The following is a 19,468-nucleotide window of genomic DNA, read 5'->3' as shown; positions in this document are numbered from 1 at the left end:
GAGCGCTTCGTGAAGCGGAACCGCCCCCTCGCCTATCTAGAAGAGGGCTCGCTGAAGCCAATTCGCACCGTCCACCGTCAGGCATTCCCCCGAGATGAACGCGCCGTACGGGGACATCAGGTACGTGGCGGCGTGGGCAATCTCGCTGGCCTCTCCGAAACGGCCGAGGGGGATGCCCGCCAACACGCGCCGCCGGGCTTCCTCTGTGGGCCACAACTGCGGCGCCGCGCCCGTGCCGTCGACCGGTCCGGGGGCGATGGCGTTGACCCGGATGCCATGACGGCCCCACTCCACCGCGAGCGTGCGCGTCATCGCCAGCACGCCCGCTTTGGCACTGGCGGAGTGCACCACGCCGGGCCCCGCGCCCCAGGCGTAGGTGGCGATGATGTTCGTGATGGTGCCGCCCTGGCCGAGGCCGATCCAGTGGCGGCCGACCGCCTGGCTGAAGTAGAACGTTCCATCCAGCACGATGCCGACCACCGCCCGCCAGCCGTTGACCGACAGTTTTTCGGCCGGGCAGATGAAGTTGCCGGCCGCGTTGTTGACCAGGTGATGTACGGCGCCGAACTGGTCCAGCGCCGCCTGAAGCGTGCGCGCCACCTGATCGGGATCGCGCACGTCCATCGGCACCGCCAGAGCGCGGCCGCCCTTCTCTTCGATCTCTTTCACCACGGCTTCCAAGTTCTCCAGCTTTCGGCTGGCCACCACGACGTTGGCCCCGAGCGCGGCCAGCTCCAGCGCGATGGCGCGCCCCAATCCCGTTCCGCCGCCGGTCACGATGGCGGTCTGCCCGTCAAAGGTGCCCGGGGGCAGCATGGTGCTCCTCTCTGTCATACCCATACGGTCCCTCCTCCCGTGTGGCTCGAATATATCATTTCCTTCCGACCGGACGGAAGTTTTGGGAGGGAATGCGTTGACAGGGTGAGAGGCGACCCGGTATCTTGAATTTATCAAGTTGAAACGCAATTTCAAATGTGAAACAGCGGGTGGCGACCTCCAAGCGCACCGCCACCCTGCCTGGATTCGGAGTGACGCGAATGACGCGGGAAGATCTCTTGGCACAGCTGGCGCAATTGTCGGATGAGGACCTGGAAGTGGCGCTGAAGGCTGGGCGTGCGAGCGAGAAAGCGCGGCAACGGGATAGCTACTTTCTCCACCATTTTTTTGCGGAACGGCGGGTGGAAGACCGCGACGGTCAGGCCGCCATCACGCTGCCGGTGACCGATCTCATCCTCAACCCGGCGAAGATGGTGCACGGCGGCGTCACGGCCTTCCTGTGTGACAACGCCATGGGGATGGCCAGCTACATGGAGAAACGCCGGCCCGGTGTGACGCTGGAGATGAGCGTGCGGTACCACAAGCCCGGCCGTGGCCGGCAGTTGGTGGCCAGGGGTGAGGTGGTCGCGGCGGGCGCCCTGCTCAATTCCGCCCGGTGCGAGGTGCGTGACGACAGCGGCGCGTTGGTGGCGACGGCGACCGGGACGTTTTACCATCGGCAGGCGCGATGAGGGGGGGGGCGACGATGGATTTTCGTCTGTCTGAAGAGCTGTTGGCGATGAAGGAGACGGTGCGCGAGTTCGTGGCGAATGAAGTCGAGCCGCACGCCATGGACATCGAGCGCGAGGACCGGGTGCCGGACGAAATTTTGGATCGATCCCGCCGGCTCGGCCTGTTCGGCCTGAGCATCCCGGAGGCTTACGGCGGGATGGGGCTGGACATGGTCGGCAAGGCAGCCATCTTCGAGGAACTCGGCAAGACCATCAACGGGTACACGACCATCCTCGGGGCCCACAACGGGATCGGGTCCGTCGGCATCGTCGCCTTTGGCAATGAGGATCAGCGGCGGCGCTATCTGCCGAAGATGGCGACGGGGGAGTGGATCGGCGCGTTCGCGCTGACGGAGCCTCAGGCGGGATCGAACGCGGCCAACCTGCAGACCACCGCCGAGCGCAAAGGGGACCGCTACATCCTGAACGGCCAGAAGATCTACTGCACGAACGCGCCCATCGCTCACGTGTTCACCGTGATGGCGGTCACCGATCCGGCCAAAGGGGCGAAGGGGATCACGTCCTTCATCGTGGAACGGGACTTCCCGGGATTTCACGTGGGCAGCGTGGAGAAGAAGATGGGGCTGCACGGTTCGCACACGGCCCAGCTGTACTTCGAAGACATGGAAGTCCCGGTGGAAAACGTGCTCGGCGAAGAGGGCCAGGGATATGTCAACGCCCTGAAGATCCTGGCCAACGGGCGCGCCGGGCTGGCGGCCCGTTGCCTCGGGTCGTGCCAATACCTCGTCGACCGGTCGGTTCGGTACGCCCAGGAGCGCGTGCAGTTCGGCAAACCGATCTTCGAGCAGCAGATCATCCAGCACTATCTGGCGGAGATGGCGATGGAAACGGAGGTGTTGCGCGCTTTCACCTACAAGGTCGCCTGGCAGATGGACCAGGGCGAGGACGTGGTGAAGGAGGCTGCGATGCTCAAGCTGTTCGCTTCGGAGGTGTACAACCGCGTGGCGGACAAGGCCGTGCAGGTTCACGGGGGCATCGGCTACATCGCAGATTACCCCATCGAACGGTTTTACCGGGATGCGCGCATCACCCGGATCTACGAGGGGACGTCCGAGATTCAGAAGAACATCATCGCCAGCCGATTGCAGCGGGAATATTCGCGGCCCTGAAGGGGGCGGACCGGGCGGGTGGCCGGCTCGCCGCTCCGCCAGGTCCAGCTGCCGCACAGGCAACGGGAGGTGCTTGAATGCGAAGAATCCACGTGTGGGCGACCCGGCAGGAGATTGAGCCGCACCGGCTCAAGGGGGCGGTGGCGGTGGTGATGGATGTGTGCCTGGCGACCACCACCCTCGTGACCGCGTTCGAGCGCGGCGCCCGCCGCGTCTTTCCCGTCGACAGCGTGCTGGAGGCGCTGGAGCGGTCGGCCGGGCTGCCGGGGAGCCTGAAAGGTGGCGAGCAGGACGGATATGATATTCCGGGCTTCGACTGCGGCCCATTGCCGACGGAGTACACCCGGGATCGCGTGCGGGACCGGGATCTGGTGTTCGTCACCACGAACGGGACGCGCGCCATCCGCGCTGCGGAGGCGGCCGCGCGGCTGTTCATCGCCTGCTTTCGCAATGCCCCGGCGACGGCGCAGTTTTTGAACACGCTGGCCCCGGAGGACGTTTACCTCATCTGCGCAGGGAGCAGGGGCCATTTGTCGCTGGAGGACTTCGTCTGCGCCGGGCTGTTGACTGAGCTGCTGGACGATGGTCATGCCCGCCTCAACGACGCGGCGGTGATGGCCCGGGCGCTGGCCGCGCAACGCACCGCCGCAGAGTGGCTCGCACAGAGCCGCGTCGGCCGCTGGTTGGCGAGCCGGGGTCTGGAGGAAGTGGTCGCTTTCACGGGCGAAGTGGGGGCGAGTACGTCCGTGGTGGAAGTGCGGGACGGGCTGTTGAAGGAGGCGGATGCGTGAACGCTTGGCGTTTAATGTCTGAAAATTATTAAGTTACCTTCGATGTGGATAATTACGTTTTTTTGGGGGTGACCAGACGTGACATTCCTGGCGCAGGAGATTCTGAACGGGTTGGTGCTCGGGAGCATCTACAGCCTGGTGGCGACGGGGTTGACCCTGGTGTACGGCGTGATGGAGATCCCAAACTTCGCCCACGGACATCTGTACATGCTCGGGGCTTACATCACGCTGTTCCTGTTGGTTTCCGCCCACTTCTCGTATTGGCCCGCGGCGCTGGCGGCGGCGGTGGTGTTGTCTGGCGTCGGGGCGCTGTTGGAATGGGTGGTCTTCCGGCCCCTTCGGCATGCGCCCCAGGTGCACGCGATGATCGCCTCTGTGGGCGTGATGTTGTTCCTGGAAGCGCTGGCCCAGTGGATCTGGGGACCGGATTTTCAGCGCATGCCCACGCCTTACGGGCGGATTCTGAACGTCGCCGGGCTGACCATCAGCGAGCAGCAGCTGGTGGTCGTGCTGGGGGCTCTGATGTGCATGGGGCTGTTGTATCTGTTTCTCAAGCACACCACCCTGGGGATGGCGATGGAGGCAGTGGCGCAAAACCGAGCGGGAGCGCAGCTGGTCGGCATCCCCACCCAGCGTATCTCTCTGCTGGCGTTCGCCCTCTCGGCCGCCTTGGCGAGCCTGGCCGCCTCTCTGATCGCACCGATCCACCTGATCTTCCCGGCCATGGGCCTGATGGTCATCATGAAAGCGTTTGCCATCATCGTGATCGGTGGGATGGGCAGCATTCCCGGCGCTATCGCCGGCGGTTACATCCTCGCCCTGGCGGAGAGCATCGGCGGCGCGTACGTGTCCACGAATTACCAGGATGTCATCGCGTTTGCGCTGTTGGTGTTGATTTTGTCCGTGCGGCCGACAGGGCTGTTCACGAGGAGGGTGTGAACGATGGGGCGTGTGACACGTCGTGTACGGCGGGCGGCCTGGGTGGTGTGTGCCCTCGTGGCCATCCTGGTGCCCTTGGTGACGCCGAACCCCTATTACCTGCAGGTGTTGACACTCGCGTGCATTTGGGCCATCGGGGTGTACGGTCTGAACGTCGTCCTCGGGTTCACGGGCCAACTCTCCTTGGGGCACGCGGGATTTTTCGGTATCGGGGCGTACACGGTCGCGCTGCTCACCCTGCGCCTGGGCGTGTCCTTCTGGTTGGCTCTGTTGGTCGCCGCAGTGCTGACTCTGGTGGCCGGGTACCTGGTCGGATGGGTGTGCCTGCGCACCAAAGGACACTACTTCGCCATCTTCACCATGGCGGTGGGCGTCATTCTGAACCTCGTGATCGACAAGTGGGACGGGCTGACCAACGGCCAGGTCGGGCTGGTCAACATCCCGGATCCCAATCCCATCGGACCTCTCACGTTCGACTCTGCCGCGTCCAAGTACTACCTGGTGCTGGTGTTTTTGGCGGGTGCCGTGTACGCGTCGTGGGCCATCCTGCGCTCGCCCGTGGGCCGGGCGATGACGGCGGTTCGCCAGAGCGAGGACTTGGCGGCAGCGGTCGGGGTGCCGGTGATGCGGACGAAGCGACTGGCGTTCGTGTTGTCGACGGTCTTCGCCGGGGTGGCGGGAGGCCTGTTCGCCGGGTACCTGGGCTACCTCGGGCCGGACGTGACGGGGGTGGACATCACCTTCGACATGCTGCTGTACCTGCTGGTGGGGGGGATTGGGACGGTGCCCGGCCCGCTGGTCGGGTCGCTATTGGTGGGGGCCCTGACCCAGTGGCTCCAGGCGTTCCAGCAGTATCAAATGTTGATCTTCGGCCCGCTGCTGGTGATCCTGATCCGGTTTTTCCCGGGCGGTCTGGCTGGCCTCCCCGGCGCCATCCTGGCTCGTCGGGGCCGGCGCGTACGCGTCGCGGGCCCGGCACCTACCGAAGCGTTGCGAAAGGAGGCATGACAGGTGCTCAGCGTAGAGGGGATCGGGAAGTCTTTCGGCGGGATCGATGCCGTCAAAGACGTGACGTTCACCGTCGATCCGGGGTCCATCACGGCGATCATCGGGCCAAACGGAGCCGGGAAGTCCACGCTGTTCAACCTCATCGCGGGGGCCATGAAGCCGACGGCGGGGCGCATTCGCCTCCACGGGGAGGACGTGACGGGACTGGCCGCCCATGAGATGGCGCGCCGCGGCGTGGCGCGGACGTTCCAGACCACCCAGCTGTTTGCGGAGGACTCGGTGTTGGACAACGTGATCACCGCGTGCCGGCTGCGCACTCGGTCCCATCTGTGGGACGCCCTGCTGCGCACGCCAAGGCTGCGGCACGAAGCCAAAATGCTCCGGGAGCGCGCCATGGCCGCCCTGGCGTTTGCCGGGGTGGCATCCTTGGCCGACCGGCCGGCGGGCACCCTCTCTCAGGAGGCGCAGAAGCGGGTGGCCATCGCCATGTGTGTGGCGACGGAGCCGAAGTTGGTGCTGTTGGACGAGATCGCCGGCGGGCTGAACCCGGAGGAGACGGCCAGGGTGATGCAGTTGATTCGGAAGCTGGTGGAGCACGGGCATACGGTCTGCTTCGTCGAGCACAAGATGCGGATGGTCATGCAGTTGGCGGACAAGGTGGTCGTGATTCACCACGGGCGGAAGATCGCAGAGGGTGCGCCGAACGCGGTCAGCCGGGATCCCGCCGTGATCGAGGCCTACTTGGGGGGGAATTCGGTTGTTGCAGGTGTCTGATCTGACCGTGTCGTACGGAGCATCCCCTGCGGTCCATGGGGTGTCGATCCGCGTGGACGCAGGCGAGCTGGTCGTCTTGCTTGGGGCGAACGGCGCCGGCAAGACCACCCTGTTTCGTGCCATCAGCGGACTGGTGCGTCCGCAGGCGGGGCGGATCGCATTCGCCGGGGAACAACTTACGGGACGCAGTCCCGCGGCCATCGTGGCGGCGGGGATCGCCCAGTGTCCCGAAGGACGGTTGTTGTTCCCCCGCCTCTCGGTGGAAAAAAACCTCCTGCTCGGCGCCTACACGTGCCGCCGTCCGCGATCGGCCTTGCGGAAGTCCTTGGAGGACGTGTATGCCCTGTTTCCCGCCCTGTACGAGAAACGCCACCAACCGGCGGGGGCTCTGAGTGGCGGGCAGCAGCAGATGGTGGCCATCGGGCGCGCATGGATGGCCCGCCCCAAGCTGTTGTTGCTCGACGAACCCACCCTCGGTCTGGCACCGGTCGTGGCGGAGCAGACGCTGGCCGCGGTGGCGGACATCAACCGCGGCGGGACGATGGTACTGTTGGCGGAACAAAATGCCCAGACGGCGCTGGCCATCGCGCACCGCGGCTATGTGATAGAAAACGGGCGCGTTGTGCTGGAAGGGTCAAGGGACGAACTGCTTGGAGATCCGCGGGTCAAAGACGCCTATCTGGGCCTCTAGGCCTCGGTTGATGGGATCGGGAGGCTCGCCACGCTGGATGAAAGACGTCCCCGGGCCTCCAGGCGCCCCGAGCCGGGAAGGGGGGTGAGCGCGTTCGAAAGGCGTTTCCGAGGCTGCGGACGGATCGGGTTTTCTGGTGATTGAAAATTCAATCATGAGGAGAAGAGGGGGATTCCAGATGAAACGGTGGGTGAAGCAGACGGCGGTATTCTTGGTGCTGAGCCTGGTTCCGTTCGGACTGTCGGCGTGCGGCAACACGGCGTCGACGGCGTCTGGCGGCACGGGGACGGGCGGGAGCGGTGGAGGCGGGTCGGTGGAGGTCAACATCGGGTTCACCGGACCGCTGAGCGGCGGCGCCGCCTTCTATGGAAAAGACGTCCTCAACGGCATCACGCTGGCGGTGAACGAGATCAACGCCTCGGGGGAGATCACCGTGGGCGGGAAGAAGGTGACGTTCAAGGTGGATGCCCTGGATGACAAGTACCTGCCCAATGAGGCGGCGACCAACGCCAAACGGTTGGCGCAGCAGGATCACGCGCCCATCGTGTTCTGTCCGCACAGCGGCGGGATCCTGGCCATCCAAGGCTTCAACGCGAAAGAACAGCCGCAGTTCATCCTCGCGGCGTACAGCAGCGAGCCGGCCATCCTGCAGCAGAAAAACGGCCTGACGGTGATGATTCCGCCCCGCTATGACGCCTACTTCGAACCGTTCGCGAAGACAGAGATGGAGAAGTTCGGCAAGCGGCTCGGCCTCATTCCTACCACGACGGCCTATGGAAAGGAATGGGCGAAAGGTTTCTCCGAGACGTGGCAAAAGTTGGGCGGCACCGTACTGACCAACAACGGCGTGGATTACAATACCACCACAGACTTTTCCAGCGTCGTCAGCAAGGCCCTCTCGGAGCATCCGGACGTCCTGTTCGTCGGCGGTCCATCCCAGCCCACGGCACTCGTCATCAAGGCCGCCCGTGACCAGGGGTTCAAGGGCGGATTCGTGGTGATGGACCAGGCCAAGTTCGAGAGCATGAGCGGGATCGTCACGCAGGATATGTTGAACGGCGCGGTGGGCGTGATGCCGCTGGAGAAGTACCCTGGCCCCGGTACGTCCCAGTTCATCCAGGCGTTTAAGCAAGCGTACGGCCAGGACAAGGTGCCCAATTCGGAGAATGCCTTGAACTATCAGGCCATGTGGGCCTTCGCGGAAGCCATCAAACTGGCCGGCACGACGACGGACGTCAAGGCCATCATGGCGAAGATGCCGGACGCGGTCAAGGCCGTTCCTGCCCAGAAACAGCCCTATGGATTGAGCGGCATTTCCTCCGCGGGACACCTGCAGGGACCGGTGGTGGCGGCCTACGTCGATCACGGGCAGTACAACACCCTCGACATCCCATCCCTGGACGGTTGAGGATAGCGGCAGGGGAAAAAGTATGGTAAGCATGGTAGCGTAGCGATACCGACCCGACGAAGGAACTGGGCGGGACTGCCGGGCTCAGGGCGTCGGGGCTCCCAGCGTGGAGGGCGGGCCTGCCGATGTACCGGGCGGGTCCGCCTGCCGTCCGGGTGCGTGACCTGACCAGAGGAGTGAGGATGCCTGGTGGCCTATGAGGTGCCGTCCGTCGCGCTCGCGGCGCGGATCTTAAAATTGCTCAGCCGGTACAAATACCGCGATTGCACGCTGACGGAGATCGCAGAGCGGCTTTCGGTGAGCAAGACCACCTGCTTGCGCGTGCTGAGGACGCTGGAGCGCGAAGATTTCGTCCGTTTCAATGCGGAGACCAAGCGTTACAGCCTGGGGCCGTACCTGATCCCGCTGGGGAACCGGGCCGCCGAACTGAACCAGCGGATCGCCAGTGCCATGGCCGAGTTGCGCGTGGTTGCGGAGAAGACGGGCTTGACGTCCGTTCTCGTGCAGCGCTTGCGCGACGATCGCCTCATCTATATCGCATCGGCGGAGCCGCCTGACGTGCGCGTCCGCATCACGGTTTCCGTCGGCCAACAGTTTCCCATCACCGGCGGTGCGTTCGGCAAATGTTTCTTGGCGTACGACGAGGAATCCGAGTGGCGGCGATGGACGGCGGGAGGGTTGAAGGCGTTTACGCCGAATACCATCGTGGACCCGGAGCGGTTTGAGGAGAGCCTGCGCGAAGTCCGCCGCAAGGGTTACGCGGTGACGCATGCTGAACTGACGCCTGGCATCTCCGCTGTGGCCGTTCCGATTTTCAACCGCGCAGGCCAGGTGGAGTTGGTCATGGCCTGTTTGGCCGTGACCAGCCAATTGAACGAGGAGCGCGAACAGTGCGCGATTTCGCAGTTGCGCGCCAGCGCTGCCCGCCTGTCGGAATGGAGCGGTTATCCGATCAGCATGGAGCGAAAGGACGGCGAATTGGAACCATGAACGTGCGGGAAGTCAAGGGCACCATCCCCGTTCGACCGGGAGAAGGGTTCGACGTGGGGGCAGTGCAGCGATACCTGGCGGATCACGTCAGCGGTTGGGAGGACGGCCCGCTGGAGGTGGTGCAATTCCCGACCGGGGCGTCCAATCTGACCTATCTGATTCAGAGCGGCGAGCGGGTGGCCGTGTTGCGGCGCCCGCCGTTGGGGCCGCTGCCGCCGAAGGCGCACGATATGAAACGGGAATCGTCCTTTCTCGCGCACCTTCACCCGGTTTTCCCCTTGGCACCCCGCCCGTTGGCGTTCTGCGACGATCCGGCGGTTATCGGCGGCCCGTTCTACGTCATGGAGTACCGGCCCGGTATCGTGTTGGACGCGGAGTTTCCGGAAGGGGGCGCGGTGAGCATGGACACCCGGGCCCAGATCTCAGAGTCGTTTGTTCAGGCGTTGGTGCGGCTTCACGCGGTCGATGCCGAGGCGTCCGGCTTGATGGCCTTTGGGCATCCGGAAGGGTTTTTGGAGCGGCAGGTGAAAGGTTGGATCGACCGCTATCACCGGGCCAAGACCGACGACATCCCCGGGGTCGACCGCCTCACGGGATGGCTCGCGGATCATGTGCCCCCATCGCCTCAGGCGACGGTGATCCACAACGACTATAAGTTGAACAATTTGATCCTGGACCAGGACAATCCTACGCGCATCGTTGCGATTGTGGACTGGGAGATGGCGACCGTCGGCGATCCGCTGTTCGATCTCGGCGTCACCTTGAGCTACTGGACTCAACCCGATGATCCCGAGCTGCTTCAGCGCATTCTCCCGACGGTGACGCGGTATCCGGGGTTTTACACCCGGGCGCGTCTGATCGAGCGGTACGCCGAATTGAGCGGGCGCGATGTCGGCGGGATCGAATACTACCAGGTGTTCGCCTACTTCAAGTTGGCGGTGATCCTGCAGCAGATCTACGTTCGGTGGGTCCGCGGACAGACGCGGGACGAGCGGTTCGCGACGTTCGGCGAGCGCGTCCGTGTGCTGATTCAACACGCATTATCCTATATCGACTGACCCCTGTCAGGCGTAACCTCCATTGCTAAACGTACCGACGATTCAGATCGTCGTAACAACAGGTGACGAATTGAGCACGGCGGACTGTACACGTACATCCGCCCTTTTTCGTGTAACCAGAGGGGAGATGTTCCACCGAGCGTACGCAAGCGCAGGATTGAGATTGCCTGTTGCAAGCGGAAATCTTGTAACACGTCTACGATGCAGGAATTGTACCCTTATTGAAGAAATTCGTAAACATAGATGGGGGTGCTTACCTTGAACAGTGTTGATTTAGACACATTGGTGGAAACAGGGAACAAAATGATACAAAATGGTATTGTCATTGCGCCGTGGTTAACATGGGGACAAGGGCAATACCGGATCTCGATGGATTTGTTCGACGAGATCAGGACTTGGGCTGCACGATACGCCGCTCTACACTGGCGACCGGATTGGACGATTGATTTTGCACGCAGTTTCCCGATTACCGTGGACATGACAGCGGAGGCGTGCAGGGAAGCTGTGTCCGGTACGGCGGTCTATTTGAGCCATATTGAATTGGGTACGTTGAGGGTCGGTGAAGAGATGGTGAGCGTCGCGACACGGCTCACTGAGGACTTTATTGAAAAGGTGGGGCTAAAGCAGTTTGTCACGTTTTACCTATATACAATCATTTATGAAGACCTCCAGGCGCTACAATACTACGGGTCAATGCATTCTGACGATTTTCTTAAAGGGCAATTCCATCGCCCGTGGGGCGTCCACACGCTGCAGAGCGAACTACAGTTGGCGAGTGCTACAGGGATGATTGAGATTGACAGCCGAGGGGTTGTACAGCTAACCGCTTATGGGAAGGAAATTCTGCACGACATAACTCAGGTGTTCACAGAATCTGGCTTTCTTAAATTCCGGTTCCGGCTTATTCGACTCAATAAATTTAATACTTTGGATGATGTTGAGTCTATCATGAAGATTGTGTTTACAAATGCACCCGCACTCCGAACGAGGCTGATTGAATTCAGTGAAATACGACCCGGAATGACAGTATTAGAATTGGGATGCGGAAATGGTGCGCTAACGTTCGGTGCTGGCCTGTACGAAGTCATTGGCCCGAATGGACGTTTAGTTGCCACGGATCCTTCAATGAGTATGTTAGCGTCAATGAAGAGAAAGCGTGATCAATACGGTGCGCACTGGGTTGAAGTGATCCATGCAAAAGCAGAACGCCTCCCGTTCCCGGACAAGAGCTTTGATTGTGTCATCGGGAGCGCATTCTTGCATCTTACCGACATTACGGAATCCGTGAGGGAAATCGCGAGGGTATTGAAGCCTGGGGGGACATTTTCTACGTTTTACCCACTTCACTTCCCGGGGCAAAGAAAATTCTTTTTGGAATGGTTTGAACCCCTCCTAAAGTTTGAGTTTAAATCTTCTCATGCTGACGCTTTGCCTGGTCCTGACACAGTGCCGAAAGCCATGCAGCCGTACTTTGATCATCTTGAAATCGAAGAGATATACGGGATTTCACAATATACTTCGCCTCGTACAATTGTGGAAATGATAGTCGATATTAGTGGCATGTTTGAACAGCATACAGACACGCTTCCTTGGCGCGCCCGGCAGGACTTGATCAACGAACTCATTCGACGGGGCGAGGAAGTTTGCCGGAAATATCCGCCGGAAGAGTTGATAGAGGAACATCCTGGGCAGATGATCCGCGCTATTGTCAAGACTAAATAGGGTCTGCTGAACGGTTCACGAGTTCGCCAGCGCAGGTGAAGTTAGGGCCTGTTGGAGCCACGTAAGAACAAGGTACAGAAGAAGGCGGAGTCGCCGCTCCAAGTTCATCACTAGCAGTTGCAGCGCGATAACCGTCTCGCTCGTTGCCCGCAGACGCGCCCGAATCAGACCCAGACCGTACAGACGCTTGCCTTCGCCGAACTTCCCTTCGATTTCGTTTCGTTCCGCTGCGTCCTGTCTCTCAATCCGTGCCTGTTCTGCCCGCGCCGTCTTCGAAGGCCGACCCAGCGGAGGTCCACTCAGGCGAATGCCATGCTCTTTGCAGTAACGCAGATTCTCCCGACTCCGGTAGGCCCTGTCGGCCAGCACAGCTTCCGGATAATGGCCATACCGCTCCCGGTAGGCCTCCACTGCCGCCTGCAGGGTATTGCCTTCGTGAAAGCTGTCCCAGTCCAGCCGCTCCAGCCTTGCGTACCCGTTCACCACACTGATTGCCACCTTCGCACCAAACTCCACGTTGGCGCGCACCTTGCCACGAACAATGGGTCGCACATGGGGTTGTGAAATGCTGACGATTCGGTCCTCAATGCGTCGGGTCTTCCTACGGTACATCTCTTCCTGTTGACGATACAGTTCCTGGATGACCAACAGCTGACGATACTGCCGAGCGCTCAGGGCTCCCAGCCCGACTTCCTCCTTCAATTTACCGATGATGCGCAGGTCCCGTGCGACGAACCGCAGCTGCTTTCCGATCGCCTTGCGCAGTGTGCGCGGGCTCACGCGACGCTGCTTTGCCACTGCCAGGTACGCTCTACGCGCCTTCTCCCGATAGGTGCGCGGCTTGCGCTTGCCACGCTCACGTACCGCATGCAGAACGTCAATCATCTTCTCCAATTTCTCACGGGCCTCGTTCAGAAGGGACAGGTCGGTCGGGTAGGAGATGTCCGCCGGCGCGCATGTGGCATCCAGCAGGAGCTTACCTTGGTTCGCGGTTGTCTGCGCCTTTGTCCTGGGCTTGGAAGCGGCATTCACACCCGGATGCCCTGGACCTGCATCATCTCGGTCATCCGCATCATCATCGCGCTCGGCCTGCTCCATCACGATCCATTCATTGACCTGACTCAACACGTCTGGACCCAGCCGCTTCCGAAAATGCGTCATCAACGACGGATGAAACGGTGGCTCTTCCTGAAAACGAGGCAGCCCGATGAAGTATTGCAGATACGGGTTCTCCGTGATCTGGCAGACCGTTTCGCGGTCGCTCAGACCCAGACGTTCCTGGATGATGAGTGCACCAAGTGCTACACGTACGGAGTACGCTTGTTGTCCCTTCGTCCAGGACTTAAAGCGCTCTCCGTAGTGCTCTTCGACTTTCCACCACGGAATCATCTGGGCGAGCTTCACCCAGCGGTTTTCCTTGTTCAACTTCCCGCCAAACGGCAGGAAGAAGTCATCTGGAAGCAGCATCTGTCGTTCGGTCGGTCGATACACTGGCAGCCCCTCAGGTGCAAGGATTTTGACGAATTTCAGCGAAAATCCGCGCATGAGATTTCGTCACGAAAGGCCAGTAATCCTTGTTGCTACTGGGCTTATCAACCGTTCAGCAGACCCTAAATAGGTTCATGTTGTAAAATTTGACAGAGACAATTGTTCTGTCAACTCGAGTGATGCCGTAGGCGTTTGTTCGACAAACCACGCATCAAGTGGCTGTCGGGGCGCTTTCTTCGTGCGGCGGCGCACTCTGCCGGGGAGTCGAAGCCTTCCGGTTCGCGCGAAACACGCCCGCCACGCTGAGCAGGATGAGCGCCGCTCCCGTCAGGTTCCAGATTCCGATGGGCTCTCCGAGCAAAGCCCAACCGAGGAACAGCGCAATGACGGGATTGACATACGCGTAGGTCAGCACGACGCTCGCCGGCAGGAGCCGCAGCGCGACGCCGAACGACGTGAAAGCCAGTACGGATCCGAAGATGATTAGGTAGGCGAGGGCCATCCACGCCTGGTGCGATGGAGTGCCCCACGGTTCGCCAAGGAGCGCAGCGACTGCCGCAAAGCCCAGCCCTGCGAACAATTGCTGGTAGCCAGACACGACCAGCGGCGAGGAAATGGATAGCGGATGCCGCTTTTGCACGATGGTTCCGATTGCCCAGCTGACGGGTGCGACGATCAGGACGAGACTCGCGTACCACCGGCTCTCATCGCCATGGGCCAGGGCCGACGCGTTGAGCAGGGCGATGCCTGCGAAGCCAGCGAGCAGCGAGGCGACCAGAATCGGTGTCGGCAATTTGCGATCGAGGATGCTCTCCAAGAGTGCCGTCCACAGCGGGACGGTGCCTACCATGAGAGCGGCGTACCCCGAGTCAGCGTATTGCTCTGCCCACAACACCAGCCCGTTCCCACCCAGCCACAGGCAGGCAGCGGTGATAGCCAGCACCCATGCATCGCGTCTGGTGAGCCGCACAGGATGACGCCTGACGGCGGCCCATATGAGAAGAATGATGCCTGCCATGAGGACGCGCAGTGCTCCCATCGTGAATGGAGCAAAACCGTGGGTTCCGCTGACCGCGACTCGCATGGCGAGATACGTGCTGCCCCACACGACGTAGAGGATGAATAAGTGGATGATGCCTGGATTGAGCATCGACTTGAGTAGCGCTTGATCGTTCAATCAGATTCGTCTCCCTTTGTCTGTAGCTGTCGTGACGCTGCACAGTAAAGCTGCGGAAGGTATGCACAAGCAAAGATTATACTCATGCCGAACTGCTGTCGAGGAGGAGGCACTCCCAGACCCGCTCTCGAAGGTCCGCCCTTTTCCGGGATGCGGTGGCCAAGCTGGGGCACCCGCGGTACAATCGGTTTGGTGACCATGTACCTGCGGGCATGACAGAAGGGGGTGGCCTCCGTCGAGCGGCATCGGCTCTTGCTGTGTGCGATGGTGTGCGTGTGGACGCTGCTCACCATCGTCCTCTTCCCGTCCGGCGAGGCGGCCGCCCAGCCGGCCGTGTCCATGTCGACGGTCGTGGGATTTGGAGGGTATTACAAGCGAGACGATTGGGTTCCGGTGCGCCTGACCCTGCACAACCGGGGGCAAGCTGTCCAGGCGCAGCTGCGGGTGGACGTCCATTTTCCCATCGGGTCCCAGCGCCTGGCGGACGGGGTGTTGCAGTGGGACGTGCGTCTCCCTGCGGCCGCCAGCGTGGACAAGTTGATCGCAGTGCCCGGCGAGGCGGTGAGCGACGGCGCGGTGGTCGAGTGTTTTGTGAACGGACAAGCCATTGCGGCTGCCAAGTTGACGGGCACGCCCCTCGGCCAGGTCACACTGGTGACCGCACTCTCTGCGCAGCCGCAGGCGGCCCAGTTTCTCACCGGGGCCACCGACGGGCCGGGCGGGAACCCTGTGTTGCCGTTGTCCGTGCGCCCCGGAACGCTGCCAGCGGGACCGGACTTGATGAGCGGATTGACTGCCGTCGTCGCCACGCCGGACGTCTTGGCCCGGCTGACGGAGGATGAGGCGAACACTTTGGCCAACTGGGTGAAGCTGGGCGGCGTGTTGATGGTGACTGGAGCGGGCCACGCGGGAACCCGGTGGGACAGTTGGTTGCCGCTTGCGCCCGGACCTGCCGCACCGCTGGACGGTGCGGAATTGGCCGCCCTGCTCGGAGACGCCGTGAGTCCGCCGGCTGGAGTGACCGGAGCCCGCGCAGCGCTCCGGGAGGGTGCGGAGATCTGGGCGGGGACGCCCGCGGTGCCGCTGGTCGCGGCCCGTGCCGTGGGCCGCGGCATCCTCGTGCAGACGTCGTTCTCCCCGCTGCAGCCAGGGCTGGCCACTTGGTCTGGCAACGCGGCGCTGTGGACAACCATCCTCGGGCGTGCCAACGCCCATGGTCGCGCGTTTCCAAATTTCTTCAACCCAAGCCAAGCGCTGTCTCTGGCTTCTGCCAGCACGTCCCTGTCGCCGTTGCGGATTCCATCGCTCGGCTTCTGGGCGCTGGTGTTCGCTCTGTACACGCTGTGCATCGGCCCGGTGGTGTTCGTCGCCTTGCGGCGGCGCAAACGCGAACCCTGGGCATGGTTGATTCTTCCTGCCATCAGTGTGATCACCACCGTCGCCATATACGGGGTGGGCGCCTCCCAGCGCCCTGCCGGCGTGCTCACGGAAGGCGTGGGGGTGCTCGATCTCGCGGGCGACGGCGATGGCCACGCGTACGGTATCCGGGCCTTCATGTCACCGCAAGTGACCTCCGCCCGGCTCGTTACGACACAGCCGATGCTGGCGATGCCGCTGGCCGAGCAGAACGTCCGGCAGATTGGAGATGCGGTGGTTGACTACGGGCAGCGGGCGGTGTCCGACATGCAGAACATCGGACGGTGGGGGGTTCGCTATCTGTACACCGCCGGCATGGTCCGTGACCAGGGACAACTGGTGCTCGCCCTGACGGCGTCCCAAGGGAACCTGTCCGGCAGCGTACACAACGGCACTCCCTACGACCTGCACGGGGTGGCGGTGTGTTGGAACGGACGCCTGTACCCAGTGGGAGACCTGAAGCCGGGCCAAACCGCCTACCTGCCGAGCACGGTGATACCGCCGAACGGCGATGGCGGGTATCTGTCCGCGTATGCGGCGTACAATCGCGATCTGTCGCGAGGCATCGGACGGACCTTGGTCAATTATGCTTCGACGGCGGGGTTGTTGCACCTCTCCAACAGTGTGGATCAGGCGTTGGTGGTGGCCACCGTGACGGCCGCGGACGGTCCGCAGTTGCCCGCGTTGCCGCCGCTTCGGACCGCACAGCGCGTGGTGTCCGACCAGACCCTGATGCTGGTGCGCCAGCTGGCGGATGTGGTGGTGTACCCTGCGGCGGAGGTGACGCCGATTTGATTCAGACCGAAAACTTGTGCAAGCGGTACGGCAGGCATCTGGCCGTCCGGGACCTCAACCTGTTCATCCGCCGTGGCACCGTGTTCGGCTTGGTAGGGGAGAATGGAGCCGGGAAGACCACCACCTTGTCGGTCCTGGCGACATTGACTACGCCTACCTCCGGGCGGGCGTACGTCAACGGTTTCGAGGTCATGGGCGATCCCGCCGGCGTCCGGCGTTCCATCGGGTACATGCCTGACAGCTTCGGCGTGTACGACGACATCAGCTGCGCAGAATACCTTCAGTTTTATGCCGAGTGTTACCGGGTACCGCGGACGATTGCGGAGGCCCGCTGCCACGAGTACTTGGATTGGGTCGGACTCTCGGACCAGCGCGACACATACGTCAATCACCTGTCACGCGGTATGCAACAGCGATTGGAGATCGCCCGCTGCCTGATGCACGACCCGCCGGTGTTGATCCTCGATGAACCGACCTCCGGCCTCGACCCTCGATCGCGCATCGAGGTGCGCCAAGTTTTGAAGCGGCTGCGGGAGCTTGGCAAGACCATGATCATCAGTTCACACATCCTGCATGAACTGTCGGAGGTGGCCGATGAAATCGGCATGATGCGCCACGGAGAACTGATCGCGGTGGCGTCGGTGGAGGTGCTGCGGAGCCACACGTCCGCGTACCGCCGCCTCCGCCTCGAGGGCGACGCGGACTTTGCGCGGTGGTCGGCCGTACTGCGGGAGGATCCGCGGGTGATGGACGTGCATCCTGCCGCCGGCGGGGTGGAGGTGCTCTATGCCGGAACCGTTCTGCAACAGGCGGATCTTCTGGCGCGGCTGGTGCGCGCTGGCATCGGGGTCACCCAGTTCGTCGAGCAGCCGACCGACATTGAGGCCTTGTTTCTTCGGCTGACGGAGGAGGGGCTGGCGTGATCCGCAATCCCCTTTTGCTCAAGGAGTTTCGCCAACGCATGCGCACCGTGCGCGCACCCATCGTGGTGTTCGGGTACGTATTCGGGATGGCGCTTTTCACCTTTTTCCTGCTGTACGAAAACGTGCAGGGGCAGCTGACGCTGCTGTTGCCCCAACGCAGCGAGCAGGTGTTTCTGACCCTGAGTTTGGTGCAGATGACGGTTGCCGGGTTTCTCACGCCAGCGTTTGCGGCCGGTTCCATCAGCGGGGAACGGGAGCGCAGGACCCTGGCGGTTCTGTTGACGACGCCGCTCTCCCCCTTCGGCATCCTGGCCGGCAAGATCCTCTCGTCCACCGCGTTGTTGGTCCTGCTGCTGGTCGTCACTTTGCCGCTGTACAGCTTGGTGTTTCTGTTCGGTGGCGCGGTCCCGGGGGAGGTCGTGGCGGTTTTCGCGTTCCAACTGTTCACCATCCTGGTGATCGCGGCGCTGAGCGTGTGTTGGTCGACGCTCGTGCTGCGCTCGGGATGGAGCACCGTGCTGTCGTACGCGACCGTGGCGTGGATGCTCGTGTTCACCGGGGTGGTGGGTTACGGCCTGCAGCTGGTGGCGCAGCGCTATCCCCTCGATCAGTTCTTGGCCGGTTGGGGGACATTCCTGCTCAGCCTCAATCCGCTCTGGGTGATGGCGTTGTTGGAGGCGGCTGTCACGGGTCCTCCGCACGCCTGGGTGTGGTTCTCTCTGGTGTACGGCGGGCTGTGCGTGGTCCTAATGATAGCCAGCGTCTGGCGCTTGCGGCCCCAGGTGCTTCGATTCCTGCCCTTGCGCCCGGAGGCCGACGAACGGAATTACCAGTGACGTACCCTTTCCTTTTCACGTGACCCGTAATACAATAAAATCGTTTTGTGAGTGAAACATCAACACGATAAACAAACCGCATGAACGGGGAAGTGGGGCGGAACATGCGCGCTCGGCAAATCCTGATCATCAACGTGATCGCCTTGATTGTGGTGGCAGCTGCGTTGATCGGAGGGTACCTGTACTTTTACAACCAGAATAATTACATCCGTGAGGAAGACGCCTATGTCTCCGCGGACACGCGCTACGTGGTGGGCACCGCAGCGGGCAAGTTGACCCGCTGGAACGTCAACGAGGGGGCGGCTGTCCATCAAGGAGACACCCTGGGACAGGAGACCTTGCCGACGGGGCAATCTGTGGCCATCACGGCGCCCATCGACGGCGTGATCCTGAAGAACTCCGCCGTCCAAGGCGAGGTTGTGGCGCCCGGCATGGTTTTGGCCGCCATCGGGGATCTCGATCACGAATATGTGATCGCGAACATCAAGGAGTCTGATGTGCGCAACGTGAAGGTCGGCCAGTCCGTGGATATCTACATCGACGCCTATCCCGGTGACACGTTCTCCGGGACGGTAGAGAGCATCGGCGCGGAGTCGGCCGCTGAGCAATCGCCGTTCCCGAGCCCGACCTCGACCACCTTCACGAAGGAAGTGCAGCGGGTGCCGGTGAAGATCTCGCTGTCCGGGCAGCAGGGCAAAGACATCGTGCCGCGCATGAACGCGACCGTACGGATCCACAGGAATTCCGGCACCTGATGGATGAGCGGTGGCCAGCG

At 62.2% G+C, this 19,468-nt stretch carries 18 protein-coding genes; 15 read left to right on the top strand and 3 right to left on the bottom strand.

The window, feature by feature from the left end; all coding sequences use genetic code 11:
- Positions 1-36: 36 nt before the first annotated feature.
- Complete coding sequence (fadH, locus tag N687_RS0105465) at positions 37-834, bottom strand: 2,4-dienoyl-CoA reductase (protein WP_231493405.1); 798 nt, start codon at positions 832-834, stop codon at positions 37-39.
- A gap of 203 nt (positions 835-1,037) precedes the next feature.
- On the opposite strand from fadH, the gene N687_RS22005 reads away from it, so the two are divergent.
- The 11 genes from N687_RS22005 (at position 1,038) to N687_RS22000 (ending at position 12,058) form a co-directional block, all read left to right on the top strand.
- Entirely contained in the window at positions 1,038-1,508 is a 471-nt protein-coding gene (locus N687_RS22005; protein WP_051662978.1) for a PaaI family thioesterase, read from the top strand.
- 14 nt (positions 1,509-1,522) lie between these two features.
- Positions 1,523-2,677 (top strand): acyl-CoA dehydrogenase family protein, encoded by a 1,155-nt coding sequence (locus tag N687_RS0105455; protein WP_029420896.1) that lies wholly within the window; start codon positions 1,523-1,525, stop codon positions 2,675-2,677.
- Between the two features lie 77 nt (positions 2,678-2,754).
- Positions 2,755-3,468 (top strand): 2-phosphosulfolactate phosphatase, encoded by a 714-nt coding sequence (locus N687_RS20730; protein ID WP_051662977.1) that lies wholly within the window; start codon positions 2,755-2,757, stop codon positions 3,466-3,468.
- A gap of 78 nt (positions 3,469-3,546) precedes the next feature.
- Positions 3,547-4,407, top strand: coding sequence for a branched-chain amino acid ABC transporter permease (locus N687_RS0105445; RefSeq protein WP_029420894.1), 861 nt, complete (start codon positions 3,547-3,549; stop codon positions 4,405-4,407).
- Between the two features lie 3 nt (positions 4,408-4,410).
- Positions 4,411-5,415 carry a branched-chain amino acid ABC transporter permease gene (locus N687_RS0105440; RefSeq protein ID WP_051662976.1) on the top strand — a complete coding sequence of 335 codons (1,005 nt, stop codon included), beginning with the start codon at positions 4,411-4,413 and terminating at the stop codon, positions 5,413-5,415.
- A gap of 3 nt (positions 5,416-5,418) precedes the next feature.
- Complete coding sequence (locus N687_RS0105435) at positions 5,419-6,189, top strand: ABC transporter ATP-binding protein (protein ID WP_029420892.1); 771 nt, start codon at positions 5,419-5,421, stop codon at positions 6,187-6,189.
- Entirely contained in the window at positions 6,173-6,880 is a 708-nt protein-coding gene (locus N687_RS0105430) for an ABC transporter ATP-binding protein (protein WP_029420891.1), read from the top strand. The genes N687_RS0105435 and N687_RS0105430 overlap by 17 nt, the downstream gene beginning before the upstream one ends.
- Positions 6,881-7,058: 178 nt before the next feature.
- Complete coding sequence (locus N687_RS0105425; protein ID WP_051662975.1) at positions 7,059-8,288, top strand: ABC transporter substrate-binding protein; 1,230 nt, start codon at positions 7,059-7,061, stop codon at positions 8,286-8,288.
- A 189-nt stretch (positions 8,289-8,477) separates the two neighbouring features.
- Positions 8,478-9,278, top strand: a complete 801-nt coding sequence (locus N687_RS0105420) for an IclR family transcriptional regulator (RefSeq protein WP_029420889.1) — start codon at positions 8,478-8,480, stop codon at positions 9,276-9,278.
- On the top strand, positions 9,275-10,336 hold the full coding sequence (locus N687_RS0105415) for a phosphotransferase family protein (RefSeq protein WP_029420888.1): 1,062 nt from the start codon (positions 9,275-9,277) through the stop codon (positions 10,334-10,336). The genes N687_RS0105420 and N687_RS0105415 overlap by 4 nt, the downstream gene beginning before the upstream one ends.
- A gap of 258 nt (positions 10,337-10,594) precedes the next feature.
- Positions 10,595-12,058: a class I SAM-dependent methyltransferase gene (locus tag N687_RS22000; protein ID WP_051662974.1), complete on the top strand. Its 1,464-nt coding sequence runs from the start codon at positions 10,595-10,597 to the stop codon at positions 12,056-12,058.
- 15 nt (positions 12,059-12,073) lie between these two features.
- On the opposite strand, the gene N687_RS0105405 is transcribed toward N687_RS22000, so the two are convergent.
- Positions 12,074-13,549 carry an IS5 family transposase gene (locus tag N687_RS0105405; protein ID WP_029420173.1) on the bottom strand — a complete coding sequence of 492 codons (1,476 nt, stop codon included), beginning with the start codon at positions 13,547-13,549 and terminating at the stop codon, positions 12,074-12,076.
- Positions 13,550-13,757: 208 nt separating this feature from the next.
- Positions 13,758-14,723, bottom strand: a complete 966-nt coding sequence (locus tag N687_RS0105400) for an EamA family transporter (protein WP_197029210.1) — start codon at positions 14,721-14,723, stop codon at positions 13,758-13,760.
- 225 nt (positions 14,724-14,948) lie between these two features.
- On the opposite strand from N687_RS0105400, the gene N687_RS0105395 reads away from it, so the two are divergent.
- From N687_RS0105395 to N687_RS0105380, 4 genes are all read left to right on the top strand, one after another.
- The gene (locus N687_RS0105395; protein WP_051662973.1) at positions 14,949-16,934 is read left to right on the top strand and encodes a hypothetical protein; all 1,986 of its coding nucleotides are present in this window, start codon (positions 14,949-14,951) and stop codon (positions 16,932-16,934) included.
- Complete coding sequence (locus N687_RS0105390) at positions 16,931-17,857, top strand: ABC transporter ATP-binding protein (protein ID WP_029420884.1); 927 nt, start codon at positions 16,931-16,933, stop codon at positions 17,855-17,857. The genes N687_RS0105395 and N687_RS0105390 overlap by 4 nt, the downstream gene beginning before the upstream one ends.
- Entirely contained in the window at positions 17,854-18,693 is an 840-nt protein-coding gene (locus N687_RS0105385; protein ID WP_156040047.1) for an ABC transporter permease, read from the top strand. Before N687_RS0105390 ends, N687_RS0105385 begins: the two co-directional genes overlap by 4 nt.
- A 104-nt stretch (positions 18,694-18,797) precedes the next feature.
- Entirely contained in the window at positions 18,798-19,448 is a 651-nt protein-coding gene (locus N687_RS0105380) for an efflux RND transporter periplasmic adaptor subunit (protein WP_029420882.1), read from the top strand.
- Positions 19,449-19,468 lie beyond the last annotated feature (20 nt).

It is taken from the genome of Alicyclobacillus macrosporangiidus CPP55 (assembly GCF_000702485.1).
In the GTDB taxonomy this organism is placed as follows: domain Bacteria; phylum Bacillota; class Bacilli; order Alicyclobacillales; family Alicyclobacillaceae; genus Alicyclobacillus_H; species Alicyclobacillus_H macrosporangiidus_B.
Note: the sequence above shows the minus strand (reverse complement) of the source record. Positions and strands in the feature narration are given on the sequence as shown.